Origin of the sequence: Kitasatospora sp. NPDC091257, from assembly GCF_044757675.1 — a bacterium.
GTDB lineage: Bacteria > Actinomycetota > Actinomycetes > Streptomycetales > Streptomycetaceae > Kitasatospora > Kitasatospora lactacystinica.
In genome coordinates this window covers 1-20,039 of sequence record NZ_JBIVVI010000002.1, presented here as the reverse complement: position 1 = coordinate 20,039, position 20,039 = coordinate 1, and the positions used below count along the sequence as shown (strand labels likewise).

Annotated in this window: 10 protein-coding genes; 4 read left to right on the top strand and 6 right to left on the bottom strand. The window is 70.1% G+C overall.

What is annotated here, in order from left to right:
- Positions 1–42: 42 nt before the first annotated feature.
- The 5 genes from pglX to ACIQOV_RS00195 all read right to left on the bottom strand — a co-directional run bounded on the left by pglX (position 43) and on the right by ACIQOV_RS00195 (position 11,839).
- Positions 43–3,624 carry a BREX-2 system adenine-specific DNA-methyltransferase PglX gene (gene pglX, locus ACIQOV_RS00215; RefSeq protein ID WP_401043140.1) on the bottom strand — a complete coding sequence of 1,194 codons (3,582 nt, stop codon included), beginning with the start codon at positions 3,622–3,624 and terminating at the stop codon, positions 43–45.
- Positions 3,621–8,267, bottom strand: a complete 4,647-nt coding sequence (pglW, locus tag ACIQOV_RS00210; protein ID WP_401043138.1) for a BREX system serine/threonine kinase PglW — start codon at positions 8,265–8,267, stop codon at positions 3,621–3,623. The genes pglX and pglW overlap by 4 nt, the downstream gene beginning before the upstream one ends.
- A gap of 149 nt (positions 8,268–8,416) precedes the next feature.
- Entirely contained in the window at positions 8,417–9,460 is a 1,044-nt protein-coding gene (locus tag ACIQOV_RS00205) for a CBS domain-containing protein (RefSeq protein ID WP_401043136.1), read from the bottom strand.
- A complete protein-coding gene (locus tag ACIQOV_RS00200) occupies positions 9,457–11,268 on the bottom strand; it encodes a DUF262 domain-containing protein (protein ID WP_401043134.1) in 1,812 nt (603 codons plus the stop codon). The genes ACIQOV_RS00205 and ACIQOV_RS00200 overlap by 4 nt, the downstream gene beginning before the upstream one ends.
- 229 nt (positions 11,269–11,497) lie before the next feature.
- Positions 11,498–11,839: a hypothetical protein gene (locus ACIQOV_RS00195; protein WP_401043132.1), complete on the bottom strand. Its 342-nt coding sequence runs from the start codon at positions 11,837–11,839 to the stop codon at positions 11,498–11,500.
- Between ACIQOV_RS00195 and ACIQOV_RS00190 the strand changes: the two genes are divergently transcribed.
- From ACIQOV_RS00190 to ACIQOV_RS00175, 4 genes are all read left to right on the top strand, one after another.
- Positions 11,820–12,332: a hypothetical protein gene (locus ACIQOV_RS00190; protein WP_401043131.1), complete on the top strand. Its 513-nt coding sequence runs from the start codon at positions 11,820–11,822 to the stop codon at positions 12,330–12,332. The genes ACIQOV_RS00195 and ACIQOV_RS00190 overlap by 20 nt on opposite strands.
- A gap of 129 nt (positions 12,333–12,461) precedes the next feature.
- A complete protein-coding gene (locus ACIQOV_RS00185; RefSeq protein WP_401043129.1) occupies positions 12,462–13,499 on the top strand; it encodes a hypothetical protein in 1,038 nt (345 codons plus the stop codon).
- Positions 13,500–13,586: 87 nt separating this feature from the next.
- A complete protein-coding gene (locus tag ACIQOV_RS00180; RefSeq protein WP_380543532.1) occupies positions 13,587–15,455 on the top strand; it encodes an HSP90 family protein in 1,869 nt (622 codons plus the stop codon).
- Positions 15,455–18,481, top strand: coding sequence for a tetratricopeptide repeat protein (locus ACIQOV_RS00175; RefSeq protein ID WP_401043126.1), 3,027 nt, complete (start codon positions 15,455–15,457; stop codon positions 18,479–18,481). The genes ACIQOV_RS00180 and ACIQOV_RS00175 overlap by 1 nt, the downstream gene beginning before the upstream one ends.
- Before the next feature lie 84 nt (positions 18,482–18,565).
- Here ACIQOV_RS00175 and ACIQOV_RS00170 read toward each other — a convergent pair whose 3' ends face one another.
- The gene (locus ACIQOV_RS00170; RefSeq protein ID WP_401043124.1) at positions 18,566–19,900 is read right to left on the bottom strand and encodes a chitinase; all 1,335 of its coding nucleotides are present in this window, start codon (positions 19,898–19,900) and stop codon (positions 18,566–18,568) included.
- Between the last annotated feature and the right edge of the window lie 139 nt (positions 19,901–20,039).

Sequence of the window (20,039 nt, the reverse complement as noted above, 5' to 3'; positions counted from 1 at the left end):
GATCTCTGGCCGGAGGCTCTTGCGTGCTGCGTGGCTGAAGCGTCAGCTCTTGGCGGCGCGACCACGGCGGGCAGGCGCCGGACGCCAGGCCCGCAGGTCGTCGTCGGTCAGACCATGCTCACCCTGGATCTGAGCGCGATAGCCGGCGAAGAAGTCAGCGGGGGAGCCGCCGTACATTGCGTCGAACTCACCGTGCCACTGGCTCAGCCAGGGCTGGAGCTCCAACAGCCCCGCGAGGTAAGGGGTCAACTCCTCGCGGGTGAAGTTGTTGTTCGTGAAGTACGTCGTGAGTGCCTGCGCCTGCTCGCGGTGGTCCCAGCCAGCCCAGCCAAAGAGGTCTGGGGTGCCGGAGGTGGTCGTCGAGTAGGAGATGAACCGCTCCTTGGGCACATCGAGCTTGCCCCGAGCCCGCCAGTAGGACGGCTTCAGGAAGTCGGCCGAAGTGTACTTCGGTGGCACGGGGATTGAATCCCGGATCTTCCGCTTCGCCAGCTCGTCCGGCGCGGCATCCTCCTGGCGCTGGAGGCCCCACACGTGCTCCCAGTCGGCACGCTTCTTGAGCCCAGCAGGCTTGTAGCGCAGCGGAGGGAGGAATGGCACGAGCTCATTGGCGAGGAGATCGGCGATTACGCTGCCGAGCTCCTTGCGAGGAGCATAGATCTCGGCGACGGAGACGAAGTCCTTGTCGTGGGAGAGCGTGTCCGTCAGCTGGGCGCGGGTGAGGAGGGTGGGCTGGTTGTCCTGGAACCAGTGCTCGCGGTTCTCGATGCGGTCAAGCAGCCAGGCGCGCAAGGCCCGTACCTGGAGCGCGTCCCAACCGTCGGTTGCCCAACGGCGCTTGTACTCAGGTCGCTCGATCATACCGATAGCGCGGGAGGTTTCGATGGCCTCGACACGCTTTTGGACAATTGATCTATAGGTGTCAGACCAATGAGAGGGAAAGTCGGTGATAGGTGTGGAATCGTGCCGCTTGAACCACTCATCAGTGGCTTCGCCATTTTCTGCTCGGCGCGCAAGAACGATCTCGAATGCGCGCTCGCCAAGCGCGAGTGGGGGGATGTCGCTCTCGGGTGCGCGATGGTCCTCAGGGTGCAGATTATAGAGTGCGTAAACCTGCCAGTCCAGCTCTTCTTGGAGGGCTATCATTTGCGCGCGAATATGCGTCCATTTGGCTTTCGCGTCGCGGAGCGAGGCGGCGGTGGGTGTAGGCGCGTCGGCGACGGTTAGCGCGGCAGGGCTGGTAGCAGCGAGCTGCTGGGATAGGGTGTCGACCGCAGTAGCAAGGGAGGTGGGGCAGGTAGGGGGAAGTGGGAACTGCTGAAGCTTGGTTCCAGTGAATTCGTAGAATTGTTCCCAGAGTTCTGTCTTAATACCTGACTGGTGCCCCTCCGTTCCTTTGCTGTGGCTCACCATCTTCAGCCAAAATCCTGCAGTGGAGCTGTTAAGTAGCCCGAGAAGTTGCAGATGCTGGTCCTCTCCTGCCTCTTTGGGAAGTTTGATCACTGGCGCATGCCGATTGAATACCTTCCCTCCTCGCCCGAGTGCGAAGTGATTGTGAGTTGCAACAAACGGAAATGTAAGGATGAAGGAAGTGTTTAGTCGTGCATCGTTGTGAAATGCATAATTTGACCAAGGAAGCCCCCGCTGTTCCTTTGTGGTGCCAAACATCAGTCCATTGCGCAAGGTCTGACGGCCAGGCCACAGCGTGCGTTCCTCCAGTTTGGCTCGCTGATCGCCGGTTGCAGCGGACGGGAAGATGGCATCGGCAGCCAGATGGCAGTCCCAGTCGCGGACCTGATCTCCGGTTACGAAGGCGCGCATCGGAATGTCGCGCTGGCGGATCCAGCCGGCGGAGGGGCGGGGCACTACAAAGTACTCGTCATCCCCAGTGATCGCCGCAAATCCGGCGTTTTCGATCCGGTTGGAGAGCGTGGCCACGGAGGAGGCTGCGAGTCGCTGTACCATCTCGAGGCCGCCGTCCGCCAAGATCCACGGCTGCTTGCCGAAGTACCGTTCACGATCGAGGTCATCCACTGACACCCATCGGCTGGCCGAACCAGGCTTGTCGATCTGTTCGACGATTGCTTGCCAGACCAGTCCGTCGGCCGCGTCCTCTGGTGCAGCTGGCTCGCCCTGAATGCTTCGGACAGTGCGGATTGTCTTAGCGCGGCTCATGGAGCGGCGGCGTCCAACGAGGATAACGGTCGGTGTGCCGTGTCCAGGGATATATGCCCCGGAGGTGTCCACGACCTCTGTTAGTTCCACCTGATACGCGAAGTAGTCCTCAATCAGTTTTGTCCCGAACTCTCGCTTCATGAACGAGTTCGCGGTGATCTGGCCAACCATTCCGAACCCTCGGCCGTCGGCCTTCCCCCTCACTGAAAGCTCGAAGAAACGCTGAGCGAATGGCACTGACAAGGCGTACTTGCCTGCACAGGCATCGTAGAGCTTCCGGTACAGCGCATTGAGCTTCGTGTCCTTGACCGTGATGTACGGCGGATTTCCTACCACTACGTGATAGCGGCCCTGTTCCAGGATTCCCGGGTGCTCATGCACGTCCTCGGTCGCGTATGCAAACTCCGCCAGTTCGTCGCCCGACTCCTCGCCCAGCAAGGTCAGTTCGAGCTGCCGCGCCTTGATGAGCGAGTCTCCGACCGCTAGGTGGATCGGCCAGTCATATTTCCCGGCCTCCGCCAGCGTTCGCACCTGCGCTGCTGCCATCGCAGCTACTAGCAGACGGAAGCGGGCGATGGCCACTGCGAAGGGGTTGATATCCACCCCGTGCACCGAGTCGAGCGAAGCCCGCACGCGCTCGTACCGGTCCCGCCCGGGCTGCCCCTCGGCCCAGAGCTTTGCCAGGCGTCGGAACGCGCCCAGCACGAAGTGGCCCGACCCACATGTTGGATCGATCATCTTCAGGCCGTCGTAGCCGAACTCCCGCACTGCCGGGTCCATCGTCCGGTCGAGGATGAACTCCTCCACGAACTCCGGCGTCTGCAGCAGCGCGTACGTCTTCCGTGCCGCCTCCGACAGATCCTGGTACAGGTCACCCAGGAACCGGGTGTCCCAGCCCTCCGTGCCGTCCTCGGCCAGCTTGTCCGTGAAGTCGTGGACCAGGACACCCGTCTCGTCCCGCTCGCGCCAGAACTCGACCAGTGCCCGCGCGCCGTCGTGCGAGAGCGGGATCTGGAACAGCGGGTTGTGGCGCCGGTCGAACAGCAGCTTGCCGGCCTGCCCTGCACCGAGCTCCGCGAACGCGCGCTCCAGCCACCCTCGATACGTAGGGTCGGCGTCCTCATCGACATACGCCGCGTACCGCTCCAGCGCGAGGTCGCGCCGCTCGTCCGATGCTCCCGCCAGGTACGGCTCCGGGATCAGCTCGTTGTCCTCGCAGAACCGCACGAACACGGTCCCGAGCACCCACGCCACCGCGACCTGCGTCACGCGCTCGTCTAGCCACGAGTTCCAGGTCGCAGCCGTACGCCCCAGCTTCCGCGCCTGGTCGTACTCGCCGCGAAGCTTGACGCGCACCTCCTCCACAGCCTTGACCTGGCTGCCGAGGTCGGTTTCGACCGCCTTGACCTGCTTGATCAGATCTGCCAACAGGGCCTTGCGGTCGATCACGTCGTTGCCTCTCCACTCTCGCCGGCTCGGTGGGCGTTGTTGACCCACGAATCCGGAAGCTCGATCCATTCTCCCAGGCCCGCCTGATACGGCACCGCCGTCGTCCCCAGCCGAGGATCACGCGCTGGGTCGCTCTGCGGGCAGAGCAGCCACAGTCCGCGCCCAGCGTTCCGCGACCGCCCGGCCAGCCGGTCCAGCACCGCCATGGCGTCGTACCGGGCGAACACCCCGCCGTCGACCAGCAGAACGGGCCGCCCGGGCCCCTCTGCCGTCACCAGCTCGCCGATCCGCGGCTCGACCGCGCCCCACGCCGTCCGCGCGTACTCGGCGAACCGCATCGCCGCCGGCGTGCCGGGCTGGGCGGCGTCGGCACGAAGGATGGTCTCCCAGGTCGGCTTGGGCCGAGTATCGACCAGCTCGTGCAGGGCGTCGATGAACAGCTCTGCGACCGACACCGCCTCGGCCCCGAACCTGCTGCCGCCACCGTCCCCGGTCAGCTCGCGCGCCGCGTCCCGGGCGAGCCCGGTGCGCACGGTCAGCGCCCGGAAGCCGTCGCGCCGTGCGGACGAGAGCAGTCGCTCCTCCGCCTGCATGGCCCCGGCCAGCAGCGGGTCGTCGTCGTACCGAGTGACCAGCGAGATGCGCGTGGTCCGGCGGCCGGCCCCCGACGAGAGGTAGCTGGAGCCGGCGTCGACCCGCCGTGGCAGGTAGCGCATGGTTTTGGTGCCATGACGCAGCGAGAGCACCAGGTCGAAGCCTGCCTCCCGGAGGGCCTTCGTCAGCGGCCCGTCGGTCGGCAGCGTGTGCCCGCCATTCCCGTCCAGCAGTTCGGGGAACCGGGCGCGGACGCGCTCGTGGATGTCCTCCCAGGTCAGCCCAGGTTGCTGGGCCTCCGGCACGCCGGGCGTGATCCGGACCAGCCCGGCTTGGGTGAGTCGTAGGGCCCGGACGAGCGACAGGTCGCGAGGGTAGACCTCTAGTCGAGGGGTGGCGGCCGCGTTGCGGGAGGCTGCCGCGGCCACGTCCACCATGCGACGTTCGTCCCACTCCACCACGCCGTTCGGCGGGGCGACTGCAGCGAGTTCGGCCAGCACCGTCGCTGCCGTCGGCAGGGTGTCGAGCTTGGCGAGCCGGTCCGCAACCTTTCCGAGCCGCTGCGCGTAGTCCAGCAGTCCGGGGGCCGACGGAGTTTCGGGGGAGTCGTGCTCGCCGACTTCCAGCGCCAGTAGACCGGCGCCCATGCCTTCGTCGGCCGCCTCCCGGTTGGCGACGTGCCGGAACTGGGCGCTTGCCGGATCGAGCTGCTCGACCTCGAGAACGGCGCGTACCGCGGCGAGCCCGAGGGCCCGGCGATCCCCGCGCCCCTGGAGCCGGGTACCACGGCGAACGGCGAGGGCATCCGCGATCTCGGCTGCTGAGGCGACCCGCCCCAGCGAATGCAGCAACTCGAGGATCTCGGAGCGCAGTGCCTGTACCGCCGCGTGCTTGCTCCAGCGGGTGCGCTGCGGCTTCAGAATCTGCGGAATCCGCCCTGCGGTGAGCTTGAGACCGGCCGCGACGTCCTTCTGCTTCGGCCAGACCCCGATCTCCGGCAGAGCCCCCGTCTCGTTGGGCAGGCGCAGCAGCAGCCTGACGGTCTCGACCTCGTTGCGGTTGGACCCGTCCTTCTTGAGCACCGGCACGAAGATGGTGGCGAGGGTGTCCAGGCTGACCGTCCGCAGGGTTCGTGCAGGCAGTCCATCCGCCGCGGTACCCGTTGCCATCGCGTCGACGGCAGCCTTTTCGACCTCCGTCAGTTCTTCCTTGGCGGCCTTGCGGCCCTCCGGGGTGAGCGGGCCGGCCGGCTCATCGGCCAGGCGGCGGCGCCACTCCTTGATCCGGCCGAGTACTTCGTTGCGCGTCTTGGGGCCGAGGCCCGGCGAATTGACGAGCCGGCTTCGGGCGAGGTCCAGCAACTCGCCGACGGTGTTCACGTTGAGGCCGAAGACGAAGGATTCGGCGGCGAGGGTCAAGCCGGCGGCGGAGATCGCCGTCTCGCGGGTGGCCACTGCGGCCTTCTCGTTGCGCTTCTGGTCAGCGTCCTCGGGCTCCGCGTCCGCGATCATCGGTACGACGGCCTCGGCCGCCGGCCCTCCGGGCACCTGCTCCACAGCGGCGATACGGGACCGACCCGAGCTCGGCTTGGGACTGTCCAGGTCGAGAAAGATCTTCTTCCAGGCGTCCCGCATGGGCTTGAGCTCGGGGAACCGCTGGGAGGCGTCCCGGTGCAGGGCCTTGCGGAAGAACGCCGTCAGGCCTGCACGCACCGCCGGGTCGAACGCCTCGATGGCGATCGTCGCATGCGGTTCCTTCTCCGAATCGGTCTGCCGGGCGGACACCCGGCCGCCGCCCCACACCGGGAGCTCGCCCGAGGCCATCTCGTGCAGGGTCGCGGCGACGGCGTAGCGCTCGGCGTGGGCGTCGTACACCGAGCGGGTGAGCGTTCCGATGAACGGGTCGAGGTAGCCGTCGGTGCCGGCACTGGTGTCCTGCACGCGGTAGCCGGCGAGCGAGAAGTCGATCAGGACCAGCTCGCGGGTCCGGTTGGGGCGGATGCGGATGGCGATGTTGTCCGGCTTGATGTCCCGGTGCCAGACGCCCTCGCCCTCGAGGAAGTCGACCGCGCCGAACAGGTAGTCGCCGTAGGCCTCGAGCTGGTCGACCAGCAGACGGCCACGCTCACGCAGCTGCCGGCCGACGGTCTCCTCGCGCCGACGGGTGGGCCTCGTCCCGGGCGTCGCGCCCTCGTCCTCGCGTTCGTCGCCGACGTACTCGAGGGCGAGGACGGTCCGAGGGCCGATGGTCAGCGGCTCCGGCTCCACGAGCCGGATGATCCCGGAGTGCGGCCGGAGCCGGCCCATGACCTCGGCCTCATGCCCGAGTACCTCGGCGCGGTTGTCGCTGAGGGCGACCTTGAGCACGCACATTGCCTTGGACCGCCGGGCCTGCGGGTCCGCCTGGAGGTCCCGGACGAGGAAGGCCCGGCTGGTGGAGCCGGTACCCAGCCGACGCCGCACCTCCCAGCGGCCGGCCAGGATGTCGCCCGCGACGGCGTCCAGGGGGTCCTTGTCCGGTGCCTTCTCGGCCACGGGTGCGGCTGACGTGTCCGGCGTCGGGGCGGTCAAGCTGTCCTCGACGAACTCCAGCATCTCCAGGAATTCGTCAACCGAGGACAGTCGCTGTTCGGCCTTGTAGGCGGTCGCCGCCTGGACCAGTTCGTCGATGTCCTCCGAGAGCCCGTCGACGATGGCGCTGGGGCGCAGGCCTTCGCCCGCTTCCAGTTGCGCGACCAGCTCGGCCTGGCTGGCGGCCGGCGGCTGGAGGGTCGTGATCAGGTAGGTGAGCACCCCGAGCCCGTAGACGTCGAGCAGGACCGGGTTGGGATTGACGGCGGTCAGCTCGGGAGCGAGGTAGGGGTTGGCGGCCTCTGCCAGGTGGGCGCCCGCGTTGGACATCGCGGTGGGGGCCAGCCGTGGGGCGCCTTCCGCCGTGTCGCCGGACGAGCGCTGTACGGCGACCTGCCAGTCGGAGATCTGCAGCCTCGGGTTGAGCCAGCCTGCTTCCTCCCCGTCCGAGCCCGCCGTGCGGCCGCGCCCGCGCGGAATGACGTGGATGGCGTGTGCCGCGAGGGTGCGGTGGTAGATGCGGTTGCTGTGTCCGGAGCGCATCGTCTCGGCGAGCTGGCGCACCAGCGCCATCCTGGTGAGGATGTCCAGCTTGGCGCCGTACTGCACCAGGTACTCGTCGAGCCGCAGGGTCCGCGGGTCGTAGTCGAAGATCAGCGCGGGGCCGGCCGAGTGCCCGGACGAGTCGTACTGGCGCAGTTGCACCACACCCGGGTGCCGGAAACGGCGAAGCACCGCGGCCTCGCGCAGCGCAGCACGCTCGACGGACGAGCGCAGGCCGGCGTCCGAGCCGCGTTCGCGCAGGTAGATGCGGACCCGGGCGGCCTCCGGCAGCTCGCTGTGTCGGGCCAGATAGTCGGCCCAGGTCGGGCCGGAGTCGAACGACTTGCGATTCAGCAGGTACGGGCCGACCTTGTACTCCGCGCCGCTGCGCGCGATCCCGACCCGCTCCAGCGCCGCCTTGATCTCGCGGGAGGCGACGGCGTCGATGCGCCGGCGCTCGTCGCGGGGCGGCTGCTGGAGCATGGCCACCAGCTCGTCGACGGTGTGGACGCCGTGCTGGTCGGAGGGCGCGAGGCGCTGCCGGAGCGAGCTGTCGGTGAAGCAGACCGCCTCCGACACCCAGACCCGCCGGCCGTTCTGTGCGAGGAGCCCGGCCAGCTCCTTGGCCTTCTTGTTCGCGAGGTGGAGGGGATTGCCGTGGACGACCTGGCGTCCACTGGGCTGGGTCTGCAGCCACGTTCCGTTACGGGATTCGATCGAGCCGTGCCAGTCCTTGAGCTCGATCAGGTGCACCCCGCCGGGCGTCACGACGAGCAGGTCCACCTCACGGACGTGTCCGGTGTTGGCAGTGAAGGTGAAGTTGGACCACGCCCGCCACGGATCTGCGTTGGGCAGCTTCTCCTGAATCGCTTCCAGGCCGCGGCGCTCGTGTTGGAACTCCGAGTCGGTGACCGTCACCCACCGGCCGTCCCGCATGCGCCCTCACCGCTTCTTTTCACGTTGTGTTTCGCTGCCGGTCAGCAGCCGGATCACCCGGACGATCGTAGCGGGTGGCGTTCGTTCGTGGAGGACTCGTGCGGAAACGTGGGGTGAGCGGGAGGTCGAGGTCGTGCCCACCGGCCAGATCAGGCGACGAAGTCGCGGAGCAGCTTGGCAAAGGTTGCCAGCTCCGCTATCAGCGACTCGGGCAGTGGCTTCTCGTCGAAATGGGCAATCCGATTGCGGACGTCCTTCACCCGGACCAGATGCTGGACGAACTGTGTTCGGTCCATGGCGGACCACCCGAGCGTTGCCCAGTTGACGTCGGCGTTCGCCGCCATTCCTTGCTTGGCCTGGGTGCCGTCGAGGAGCTTGATGTAGTCGCCGAACATCAGGTCCGAGACCAGCCCGGACCGCTGGTCGGCCTTCTTGTTGGTCTGTACTGCCTTGATCGCCTCCGGGGCGAGTGCCGCGCCGAGACACCGGCGGAGCAGCGACTCGATCTCCCCGACGAGGAAGAAGGGGCGTGCTGCCCCTTCGAACCGCTCGGTGATGTCTGCGGCGGTCACCATGCCTGACAGGCAGCCGTCGTCGCCCCGAACCAGGAGGTAGCCGTGCTCCTTGATCATGGGAAGGCAGCTGAAGAACTCCGTACGGGCGTCGGCCACCGGTAGGGAGTCCTTCTCCATCGCGTTAGCGACCGTGTGATCCTTGCCGGTCGCGTACATCTTCGCCACCGAGCGCCAGGTGATGACCCCGTGCAGCACGGCCATGCCCGTGGTCACCGGGATCTGGGAGTGACCCTTGGTACGCATGAGGTACGTGACCTGTTCGAGAGTGTCACCGAGGCCGGCGCCCACCACACCATTGCGGGCGCACGCCAGATCGCCGATGTGAAGTCGCTGTGGCAACGCGTTGGAGGGCAGCGACTCCTGGTCGCTGTCGTCCGCGGTGCCGACCGGCGGAACGGTGGTCGTGGTCAGCGGGACGATGTCGACGTCGTCCCGCTGGTGGCAGACGGCGAAGTTGGGGAAGGTCGCGAGACCCGCATCGGTCAAGGCCCGCGAGATCTGGTGCACGGTCTGGTGATTGCGGACCCGAACACCGAAGAGGTCGAGGACCTTCTGGACCGGAATCCGGGTGCCCTTGAGGGCCAGCAGGTCCTGCGGGGAGGGGGTGGCAGGCATCATGCGCCGCCGTCCGCAGCGCCACGCAGTGCGGTCCGCTTGCCCATGGCGCCCTGAACCAGCTCCACCAGCTGCTTGGAGCGGTCGAGGTAGAAGCGTTCGTAGTCATTGGCGTGCAGGGCATCGGGATCGATGAGGTGGGTTGCGATGACGTCGTCGAACCACTCGGGCCGCATGTCCGAGGCGGTGATCAGCGACGGAAGGTACGTTGCAGGCGGTCCGGACATGCCCTGGGCAGCCCGGTACGAGAGAGGCGTCTTGTTCACGATCGAGCCCGCAGGGAACTTTCGCCCGAACTCCTTCTCGGCCCACGCCTTCGGGAAGATCTGTCGGACGTCCACCCAGTGTTCAGTGATACGAGCAGGGCTGATCGGTGTACCGGTGTGGTGCCAGTCCACTGCGCCCTGCTTGATGAGGAGGGCGTAGATCCCCTTGTAGGCCGCGCTGTGCCGGGTGGTGAGCGTGTCCAGGCGGTCAGGGAAGAAGTAGGCGTCGCTGACGGTGTCCGGAACCTCGCCGGTGCGACGGATCCACCCGACGAGCTGTTCCACGTCCTTGGTGAAGCGGGTTTCGGTCGAGCCTCCGTACATCTCGCCGAGGACCCCGCACCAGTACCACTGGGTGATCATCTCCTCGGCAGTCAGGCTGTCGGTCTCCGCACCGAGGATCGCTCGGACGGCAGCCAGCGGGACGAGCTGCGTCCGGTAGGGGAGGTCGGCTGCACGCACGATGCACTGCTGCTGGAGGAAGTCTCCGACCCAAGCGAAGGCGTCAGCCAACTTCGGCGCCAGACGATCGAAGTCGGCCAGTGGAAGGTCCAAAAGGTCACGGCGCTTGCACGACACGGCAGAACCGGGACGCGCCAACTTGCGTTCCCAGGTCCGGACGAGGGCGACGGCCTGCAGGAAGTCACTGCTGCTCAGTCCGTCCTCGACGCCCTGGTCGAGTCGGCCGAACACCGGGAACCGTTCAGTCAGGGCCTTCTTGATCGTTTGCCAGACGACGGGCAGTTGATAGTAGTCACCGGACTCCGCGGCGAAGCTACGGTCTCCCGCGTAGGTAGCGGTCAGCAGCTCGAAGACATTCAGCGGAACGCCGCCGGTGTTGACACGTTCGAAGACGGCGCAGACGGCGTCCATCGAGGTGGATGCGGCGAGTCGGATCATCGGGACCTGGAACGACCGGATCTTCTCGAGGACGCGCTCCTCGAAGTCCGACCAGAGGTCCCAGTTCCGGTCGTCCGCCTTGACGAACACCCTCTTCCAGGCGTTCACCCGCTGGATGTCGAAGACGAAGTGGAGCGGAAACAGGCCCGCTTCGCATTCGCGTTCGATGGTGGTGAGATCCAGCGAAGCCCCACGGGTGAACTCGGTCCTCAGGATTTTGTTCTCCGGCACCGAAACGATCGCCTCGTCCCGGTCGGCGGATGCCCCGACAGCCTTGGCGATGTCGACGTAGTACCAGCGCTCGATCGGATTGCCGCGAGCCCCGACCGTCTTCACCGGTGCATCGAGATACAGCGCCTGGAACAGAGAAGTCAGCCGCTGTTGCCCGTCCAGGAGTAGGAGATGGGGAACCTGATCCTGCTCGGAGTCTGCGCCGGTGAGGGTCCGAGCCCGGAACGGTGAGGAGGTTCCACCGGTTTCCAGCGTCATCACCACGCCGAGCGGGTAGTCGAGCGTCACCGTTGCGATGATCGCCCGGATCCGGTCGTCGTCCCATTTCCACTCACGTTGGAAGTCCGGGAGCTGCAGAGTGCCGGATGCGACGTCTCCGAGAACGTCCTTGAGCTTCGGGCTGTCGAGCGCCACGCGGTCTTTCCCCCACTTTGAAACCAGAGCTGTGCCGAGGCTGATTTGACCAACCGGATACCTGCGTAGTCAACCGGTTCCGAGGATCTCCGGTCGGTGGAGCGCAAGGCTGCCGCTGCGTTGGACGGCTGGCACGTCCGAGGCACTCACCATCTTTCGAAGCCGATTCGATCGCGGTTCAGCGCCGCTCGGGGCGAGATGGTGGCGGGACGGTCGCTATCTTGAGGGGTCACTGACAGGACTGGGAGGCGACGGGGATGGGTGGTCGGAGGGTGCTTGCCGCGGTGGCGGCGGCGGGGGTGCTGACGGGCGTGCTGGCCGGGTGCTCCTCCGGGGGGTCGAAGGGGGTCGGCGGGGCGGCGGCCGCGGGTTCGTCCGCGTCGGGTCCGGCGGCGACGTCGACGGGTACGGCCGGGGCGTCCGCGTCCGCGTCCGCGGCTGCGCCCGCGCCCGCGCCGAGCGGGTCGGACGCCGGGGCGCCCGGGGCGGGTTCGGCGCCCGCCTCCGCGCCGGCCCCGGCCGCGGTGGAGGCGCCGCACGGGGACCTGGAGGTGGCGCTGCTGGACGACAAGGTGGTCGGGCAGGTGCTGCCGGACGCCAAGGCGATGGCCGGCTGGGAGGAGGAGAAGCGGAAGGTCGACACGGCCGACCACAAGGTCACCTGCGCCGGTGCCGCCGCCGCCTCGTGCGCCGGAAAGCCGCTCAGCGGGTCGGTCCGGTTCTCCTCGGGGGACGTGGTCGTCCGCTTCCTGGTGGACACCCTGCCCAGCCGGGACGCGGCGGCGCAGCGGCTGAAGGAGAGCTACGCCTCGTACGCCGCCGGGCCGTTCAAGAAGATCGACACCCCGGTGCTGGGCAGCGAGAGCCAGGCCTTCCAGGGGCCGCTGGCCGAGGGCGAGGGCGTCGGCATCGTGGTGCGCTCGGGCACCGTGGTGGCGAGCGTGACCAGCGAGGGCGGTCCGGTGGACGTGGCCGCGACGCGGAAGTTCGCGGTGATGCTGGTCAATCGGATCGAGCAGGCCCAGGCCGGGAAGGCGCCGGACGCCGGGCCGGGCGTGGGCTGAGGGGCCCCTCCCCGCACGGGCGGGGCGCTGGGCTGGGGAAACGGATGTCAGTCGACCGTGATATGTACCTATCTCGTGGCCACTGTGCGGCCATGCGAAAGATACCGATGACGTTCGAGGGGGCCAGACATGCCGCTGTTCCGACGCCGCTCCGGCGGGGAGGACCGGGCCGAGCGGCGCGGGTTCGGGTTCGGCTTCGGCCGACGGGGAGCCGGATCGGCCGCGCCGGCCGGTGCTGCCGAGCCGCGGCTCGACCCGGCGTACGGGGACGAGTCGGTGCGTCTGGCGCTCCGCCAGGCCGCCGACGGGGACTGGGCCGCGCTGCGCCCCGCGCTCGCCGCCGCCGAGGGCGAGGACCTGACCTTCCTGGTCGGCGCGATAGCCGACGTGCCCCGGGTCGAGCAGTGGACGTCCCGCGCGCTGGCCGACACCCCGGACGACACGCTGCTGCTGTTGCTGTCCGGTGCCCGGCACATCGACTGGGGCTGGGAGGCCCGGACGGGTGCCCGGGCCAAGGACGTCACCGAGGAGCGGTGGAAGGTGTTCCACGAGCGGCTGGAGGTCGCCGAGGAGCAACTGCTGGAGGTCGCCGAGCGCGAGCCGTCCTGGCACGCCCCCTGGCGGTTCCTGCAGACCAGCGCCCTCGGGGCCTCGCTCGGCCCGGAGGTCGCCACCAGTCGCTTCGAGGCCGCGGTGCGCCGGGCGCCCGGGAACTCCGCCTCGCACTGGGTCAGGCTGCAGCAGCTGAGCGCCAAGTGGGGCGGTTCGCACGAGGAGATGCACGAGTTCGCCCGCTCCGTGATGCTCGCGGCCCCAGAGGGCAGTCGCCTCGGTGAGCTGGTCGCGGTCGCGCACCTGGAGCACTGGCTGGCCCTCCCGGACGGCGAGGACCGCGCCTACCTGACCAGTCCGGCCGTGGTGGCCGGGCTGCAGGAAGCGGCCTTCCGGTCCGTCCTGCACCCGGCCTTCGTGCCGGCGCGCGGCTGGCAGGGCGCCTTCAACACCTTCGCGATGGCCTTCTCCCTCGCCGACCAGCCCAAGACCGCGCGCCTGCTGTTCGAGGCGTTGGACGGCTTCGTGACCGAATCGCCCTGGCACTACCTGTCGGGCAATCCGGTCAAGGCCTTCCGCGCCCACCGCGACCGCTGCACCTCGTACTGGCGCTGAGGCGTACCGGTGCCGGTACCGACCCGCACCCGCACCCGCACCCGCACCCCACCACCGCCATCCACCCCGCGATCGAAAGAGCCTCCGGTGTCCCCTACCGACAACCCGACGAGTGCGCACACCTTCCAGGTGGACCTGCGCGGTCTGGTGGACCTGCTCTCCCACCACCTCTACTCCAGCCCGCGGGTCTACCTGCGCGAGCTGCTGCAGAACGCGGTGGACGCGATCTCCGCCCGCCGCGCCCTCGACCCGGAGGCGCCGGCCAGGATCACCGTCCGCGCCGACGACGAGCTGTCCGTCACCGACACCGGCATCGGCCTGACGGAGAAGGACGTCCACACCTTCCTCGCCACCATCGGCCGCAGCTCCAAGCGCGACGCCGACGGCCGGCTCGACGGCGCCGGGCTCGCCAAGGCCCGCGGCGACTTCATCGGCCAGTTCGGCATCGGCCTGCTCGCCTGCTTCGTGGTCGCCGACGAGATCACCGTGGTCACCCGCTCCGCCGCCGCCCCGGACGCCCCGGTGATCGAGTGGCGCGGCAGCTCCGACGGCAGCTACACCATCCGCACGCTGCCCGCCTCGGCCAAGCCCGAGCCGGGCACCACCGTCACGCTGGCCCCGCGCGCCGACGCCGCCGAGTGGACCCGCCCCGGCCGGGTCCTCACCCTCGCCCGGGACTTCGGCAGCCTGCTGCGCCACGACGTCACGGTGATCGACGCCGCCGGCACCGAGCACCGGGTCAACCGCACCCCGCCGTGGGCCGAGCGCCACGCCTCCCCGCTGGCCAGGCGCGACGCGCTCACCGAGTACTGCCGCGCCGCCTTCGACTTCACCCCGCTCGACACCATCGAGCTGGACCTGCCGCTGGTCGGCCTGCGCGGCGTCGCGTACGTGCTGCCGGACGCCGCCCCGCCCTCGCGCCGCAACGGCCACCGGGTGCACCTCAAGGGCATGCTGCTCTCCGACCAGGCCGACGAACTGCTGCCGGACTGGGCCTTCTTCGTCCGCTGCGTCGTCGACACCGACGGGCTGCGCCCGACCGCCTCCCGCGAGGGCCTGTACGCCGACGAGACGCTGGCCGCCGTCCGGGACGCGCTCGGCGCCCGGATCCGCGACTGGCTGACCGGCCTGTCCGCGAGCGACCCGGCGCTGCTGCACCGCTTCCTTTCCGTCCACCACCTGGCCGTCAAGGAACTCGCCCGCTACGACGACGAGTTGCTGCGGATGATGCTGCCCTGGCTGCCGTTCGAGACCACCGACGGGAACGTCACCCTGGACGAGTTCGCCCGCAGCCACCCGACGGTGCTGGTGACCCGTACGGTCGAGGAGTTCCGCCAGGTCGCCCCGATCGCCGCCGCGGCCGGGCTCGGCGTGGTCAACGGCGGCTACACCTACGACCACGACCTGGTCCACCGGCTGCCCGAGATCCGGCCCGGCGTCTCGGTCTCCGACCTCGACCCGGGCACCGTGACCGCGCACCTGGACACCGTGGACCCGGCCGTCGAGCTGGCCGCCAACGCCTTCCTGGCGATCGCCCGCGAGGTCGTCGGCCGGTTCGACTGCGACGTCGCGCTGCGCAGCTTCCACCCGACCAACGCGCCCGCCCTGCTGCTCGACAACCGGGAGGCCCGGCACGAGCGCACCAGGGCCCAGCTCGCCGACGAGGCCGACGGGCTGTGGGCGGACATCCTCGGCTCGCTGCGCGCCGAGGTGCCCCGCGCCCAACTGGTGCTCAACCACCTCAACCCGCTGGTGCGCCGCGCCGCCACCGTCACCAGCCGCGAGCTGGCCGTCACCGCCGTCGAGGCGCTGTACGGGCAGGCCGTGCTGATGACCCGCCGCCCGCTCAAGGCCAGCGAGTCCGCCCTGCTCAACCGCTCGTTCATCAGCCTGCTGGACCATGCCATGCTCGGCCACGAGGCGGCGGGAACCCCCGAAGGCGACAAGGAGGCGTGATGCTGGACACCCCCGACGCGGTGATGGCCGCGCTGCGCGAGAACGACGCCCGCCCGTACGGCCGGACCAGGACCGTCACGGCCGAGGAACTCGTCGACGCCGCCGAGCAGTTCGAGGACACCGGGATCCGCTCGATGGCCCTGCTGGAACTGATGGAGGCCTACGAGTACGACGGCGAGCGCAGCAAGAGCCCGGTCGTCTTCGCCCGCATCCTCAAGCTCTGGGACACCGACCCGGACGGCTTCGGCGAATGGGCCCGGCGCCAGGTGCTCTGGCGCTTCAAGTGGGTCGCCGACGCGCTCAAGGACACCCCGGACGTCCCGCTCGCGGCGATCCGGCGCTGGCACACCGAGCTGCGCGACCGCTACCGCACGGCCGGCCACGACCTCCAGCCGTACTACGCCCAGCGCTACCACCTGGCCGTGCAGACCGGCCTCGACGTGCAGGACGCCTACGAGCTGTGGGCGGCCCGCCCGCGCTCCGAGCTGAGCGACTGCCACGCCTGCGAGACCCGCGCCCGCGCCCGGCACTTCATCGCCGCCGGGGACGACGCCCGGGCGCTGGAGGTGATCGCCCCGGTGCTGGACGGCCGCAGCGGCTGCGAGCAGGAGCCCTACCTCAGCCAGGCCACTGCCCTGCTCGCGCAGCTGCGCCGGGGCCGGTTGGACGAGGCCCGCTCCGGCCACCTCTCCGGCTACCGCTACGCCCGGGGCAAGGCCTCGATGCTGAACGCCGTCGGCCTGCACATCGAGTTCTGCGCGCTGTCCGGCAACGAGCCGCGCGGCCTGGAACTGCTCGCCGAGAACCGGGACCTGTTCGCGGTCACCGGCGAACCCGCGGCCCGGCTGGGCTTCCTGACCGGCGTCGAGGTGCTGCTCGCCCTGCTCGCCCGGGCCGGCCACGGCGGACTCGCGGTCAGCGGCCCGGCGGGCACCACCTGGACGGTGGATTCCCTGCTGGCCCACGTGCGCACCGAGGCCGACGCGCTGGCCGCGCGCTTCGACGCCCGCAACGGCACCGGCGCGGTCGGCGCCGAGCGGCGCGCCCGGCTGGCCGTCGAGCCGCTGCTCGCCGAGCCGCTGGCACTGGGTGTGCGGGCCGTCGCCGCGCCGGGGCTGTCCGACGCCCCGGCCGTCGCTCCCGCGCCGCGCCGGACGGTCGAGCCGGAGCCGGAGGACTTCACCGCCCTGGTGCTGCGGGCCCGCGAGCTGGAGGTGCTCGGCCACCCGGACGCCGACCGGCTGTGGAAGCGGGTCGCCGAGCGCGCCGGGGCCGCGGACTTCGTCCACCCGCGGAGCGCCGAGCTGGGCGGCCCCGAGCGGCTGCGCGCCGAACTCGCCGAGCAGCGTGCCCACGAGGCGCTCCAGCGGGACGCGTACGCGGAGGGCAAGGCCGGGCTGCTGGCCGCCGCCGAGCTGTTCGAGCAGGCGGGGCTGGCCGGGTCGGCGCTGATGTGCCGTGCCCGGACCCTCATCGCGGACCTGGATGACGAGAGCGACGGGGGCGAGAGCACCCGGAACGAGAGCACCCGGAACGAGAGCGTCGGGCACGAGAGCGACGGCGGCTCGGGTCGCAGCGCGGACGCGGATGCGGACGCGGACACCGGGCACAGCGGCCGGCGGGCCGACTGGGCGGCGCTCGACGCGGCGCTGGCGCGGGCCGAGGAGCTCCGCGCCGGCGGCGAACTGACCGACGACGACTACCTGATCGTGCTGCAGACCCGCGCCTACGCCGCCCACCACGACCTGGTCGAGACGCTGCCCGAGCCCGCCGACGAGGTGGCCGAGCGCTTCGAGGCGGTGGTCGGGGCCTACCGGCGCACGGCCGTGGAGCTCGGCTCCGAGCGGCGGGCCGCCACCTCTCGGCAGTACACCGCCGACGCCGCCGCCCGGAAGGGCCTGCTGGCCGAGGCGGAGGCCGAACTGCGCGAGGTGCTGGCCCAGTTGGACGCCGCCGAGCTGCCCTGGCACACCCCGCGGGTGCTCGGCCTGCTGGGCCAGGTGCTGTTGCAGAGCCGCGAGCCGGGCCAGGCGGTCGAGGTGTTCCACCGGGCGCTGGCCGAGGCCGTGCGCTGGGGCGACGACTCCTACCCGTACGCGCCGACGTACATGATGCTCGGCCACGGCTGCCTCCAGGTGGGGGACCTCGGCGGCGCCGTCCGCGCGCTGTCGGAGGCGGCCGCGCGCTACGACCGCAAGGGCGCCGAGGCGGTCGAGGAGGCCACCCGGGTGCGCATGCAGCTGGCCGACGTGCTGCGCGACACCGGGCGGGCGGCGGACGCGGTGGCCGTGCTGGAGTCGGTGCTGCTGGACGCGTCGGCGGCCCGGCTGGACGTGCGGATGCTCGCCCAGGCCCGGCTGGACCTCGCCCGGGGGCTGTCCGAGCTGGAGGAGCACCGGGACGCCGCCGAGGAGTACCTGAGGCTGGCCGACCTGGTGGCCGGCTGGGAGGACCAGGAGACCCACACCATGGTCGCCTGCGAGGCCACCCTGGCGCTCGCCCGGGCGGAGCGCCCGGACGCCGCCGAGGCGGCGCTGGCCCGCGCCCGCGAGGCGCACGGCAAGGCCCCGCAGGTGGACCAACTGGCCTCCACCCTGCGGGAGTTGGCTCGGATGACGATGCGGGAGAAGGGCGCGGAGGGGCTGGCGGCGGCGCTCGCCCTGCTGGCCGAGGCGGACGCGGTCGGAGAGGCGGCCGAACAGGGCGGCGAGGAGTACAACTCCTGGTACCTGCGCGGTGGTTCGCACTACGAGCGGGCGCGCTCGCTGGCCGTCGCCGGGCGGTACGAGGAGGCGCTGGCCGAGGCCGAGCGGGCCGTCCCGGAGTACGAGGCGGGCGGCGAGCGGGCCGAGTCGCCGCGGGCGGAGTCGGTCCGGCTGGCCGCGCTGATCGAGGGCAGCGACCTCGGTCGCACCGAGGCGGCGGTGGACCGGCTGACCGCCGGCATCGCGCGCTGCGAGGCGGCCGGGCTGTCGGAGGCGGCGGAGGTGCTGGTGGAGCTGCGGGAGCGGTTCGCCGGGGAGTGACCTGCGCGGTGCCCCGCAGGGTCGGCCCGCACCCAGCCGTCAGCGGCGGGGTGCGGGCCGACCCGGGGCACCGGCAAGCCGCGCTCAGCAGGGCCCGTCGTCGGCCCAGACACCCCACTGGCCGCTGGCGCTCGGCACCTCGTTCAGCGTCCACCACTTGGCGTGGTAGTTGTGCCCGTTGTACGAGACCTTGGCGCCGCCGGTGTACGTGGTGCTCGCGCTCCACGCCGGGGCGGTGCAACTGCCGGGGGTGGTCGGAGGAGTCGTCGGGGGAGTCGTGGGCGGGGTGGTGGGCGGCGTGGTGGGCGGGGTCGCCCCGGCGAACTTCACCGTGTACTTGGTGAAGTCCCAGTCGTTCTGCGCCACGCTGGAGCAGGAGCCGGACAGCCCCGGGTCGACGTTGCCCGCGCACTGGCGGTCCCGGTTGACCGACCAGTAGGTGTACCGGGCCAGGCCGTGTGCGGTGGCGAAGTCCAGCACGGTCTGGAAGTCGGACTGGTGGAAGTACTCGGCGGCGTCGGTGCGGCCGTTCATCATCGACACGCCCTCGTGGGCGTACGCGGTGGCCTCGTTCCAGCCGAAGGTGCCCTGCAGGATCTGGTTGAACTTCACCAGTGCGTCGGTCTGCGCCGCGGCGCCGCCGAAGCCGCCGTCGAACGGCATGATCGAGTAGTTGTCCGGCGTGAAGCCCTGCGACTTGGCCTCGTTGAGCATCTGGGTGCCGAACCAGCCGGTGCCCGCGTTGGTGCCCGCGGTGGTGATCGAGACGTACAGGCCGGGGTTGTTCTGCTGGAGGATCCGGGCCGCGCCGATCTCGTTGTGGATGGCCGCGGTGTTCTCGTACTCCGGCTCCTCCAGGTCGAAGTCGATCGCCTTGAGGCCGTACTTGGTGATCACCTTCTGGTAGCCGGCGGCGGTCGCCTCGGGGGTGCCGCAGACCTGGCCCAGCTTGGTGCCGCCGTACCCGCCGACCGACACCGAGACGTCCCCGCCCTTGCCGCGCACGGTCTGGATGACGCTCGGCATGGTGGTGTCGGTGTCGATCGAGGAGGTGCCGCCCCAGGCGGGCGAACAGCTGTTGCCCTGGGCCAGGATGAACGCCAGTTGGAAGGCCTTCTGGCCGGTGGCGTCCATGACGGCGGCGGCGTCCGGCGGGCTGTTGTCCTCGGGCATCAGGTACGGCGCCGAGGCGTACCAGTTGCTGCCGAGCCCTCCGGTGGTGCCGGTGGTGCCGGTGGTGCCGGTGGTGCCGGTGGTGTCCGCGGAGGCGGAGCCGGTGCCGGCCAGGACGGCGACGCCGCCGGCGACCAGGCCGAGCGCGGCGGCCACGGCGAGCGCGGCGCGGCGCCCGAGGGCGGGGCGACGGGCGGGGCGAGGTGCGGTGTGCCGGTGGGAATGCGGGGGAAGAGCGCGTTCCATCGGAAGCCTTTCCAGGAAACAGCGGTGGGGGAGGCCGGCCTGGTCGCGCCGGGTGTGGGGGTGGCACGGCGGCCGAACGGACCGTCGGCGGCGGGTGGTTGCCGAAGGTCCTCACTGGTATAGACCTATGGGGAAGGGG

What these genes read in the sequence shown, in the direction of transcription:
- ACIQOV_RS00185 (WP_401043129.1), top strand. Translation starts at nt 12,462, where the DNA reads ATGCCGCTGTTCCGACGCCGCTCCGGCGGGGAGGACCGGGCCGAGCGG.
- ACIQOV_RS00205 (WP_401043136.1), bottom strand. Translation starts at nt 9,460, where the DNA reads ATGATGCCTGCCACCCCCTCCCCGCAGGACCTGCTGGCCCTCAAGGGC.
- ACIQOV_RS00175 (WP_401043126.1), top strand. Translation starts at nt 15,455, where the DNA reads ATGCTGGACACCCCCGACGCGGTGATGGCCGCGCTGCGCGAGAACGAC.
- pglW (WP_401043138.1), bottom strand. Translation starts at nt 8,267, where the DNA reads ATGCGGGACGGCCGGTGGGTGACGGTCACCGACTCGGAGTTCCAACAC.
- ACIQOV_RS00170 (WP_401043124.1), bottom strand. Translation starts at nt 19,900, where the DNA reads ATGGAACGCGCTCTTCCCCCGCATTCCCACCGGCACACCGCACCTCGC.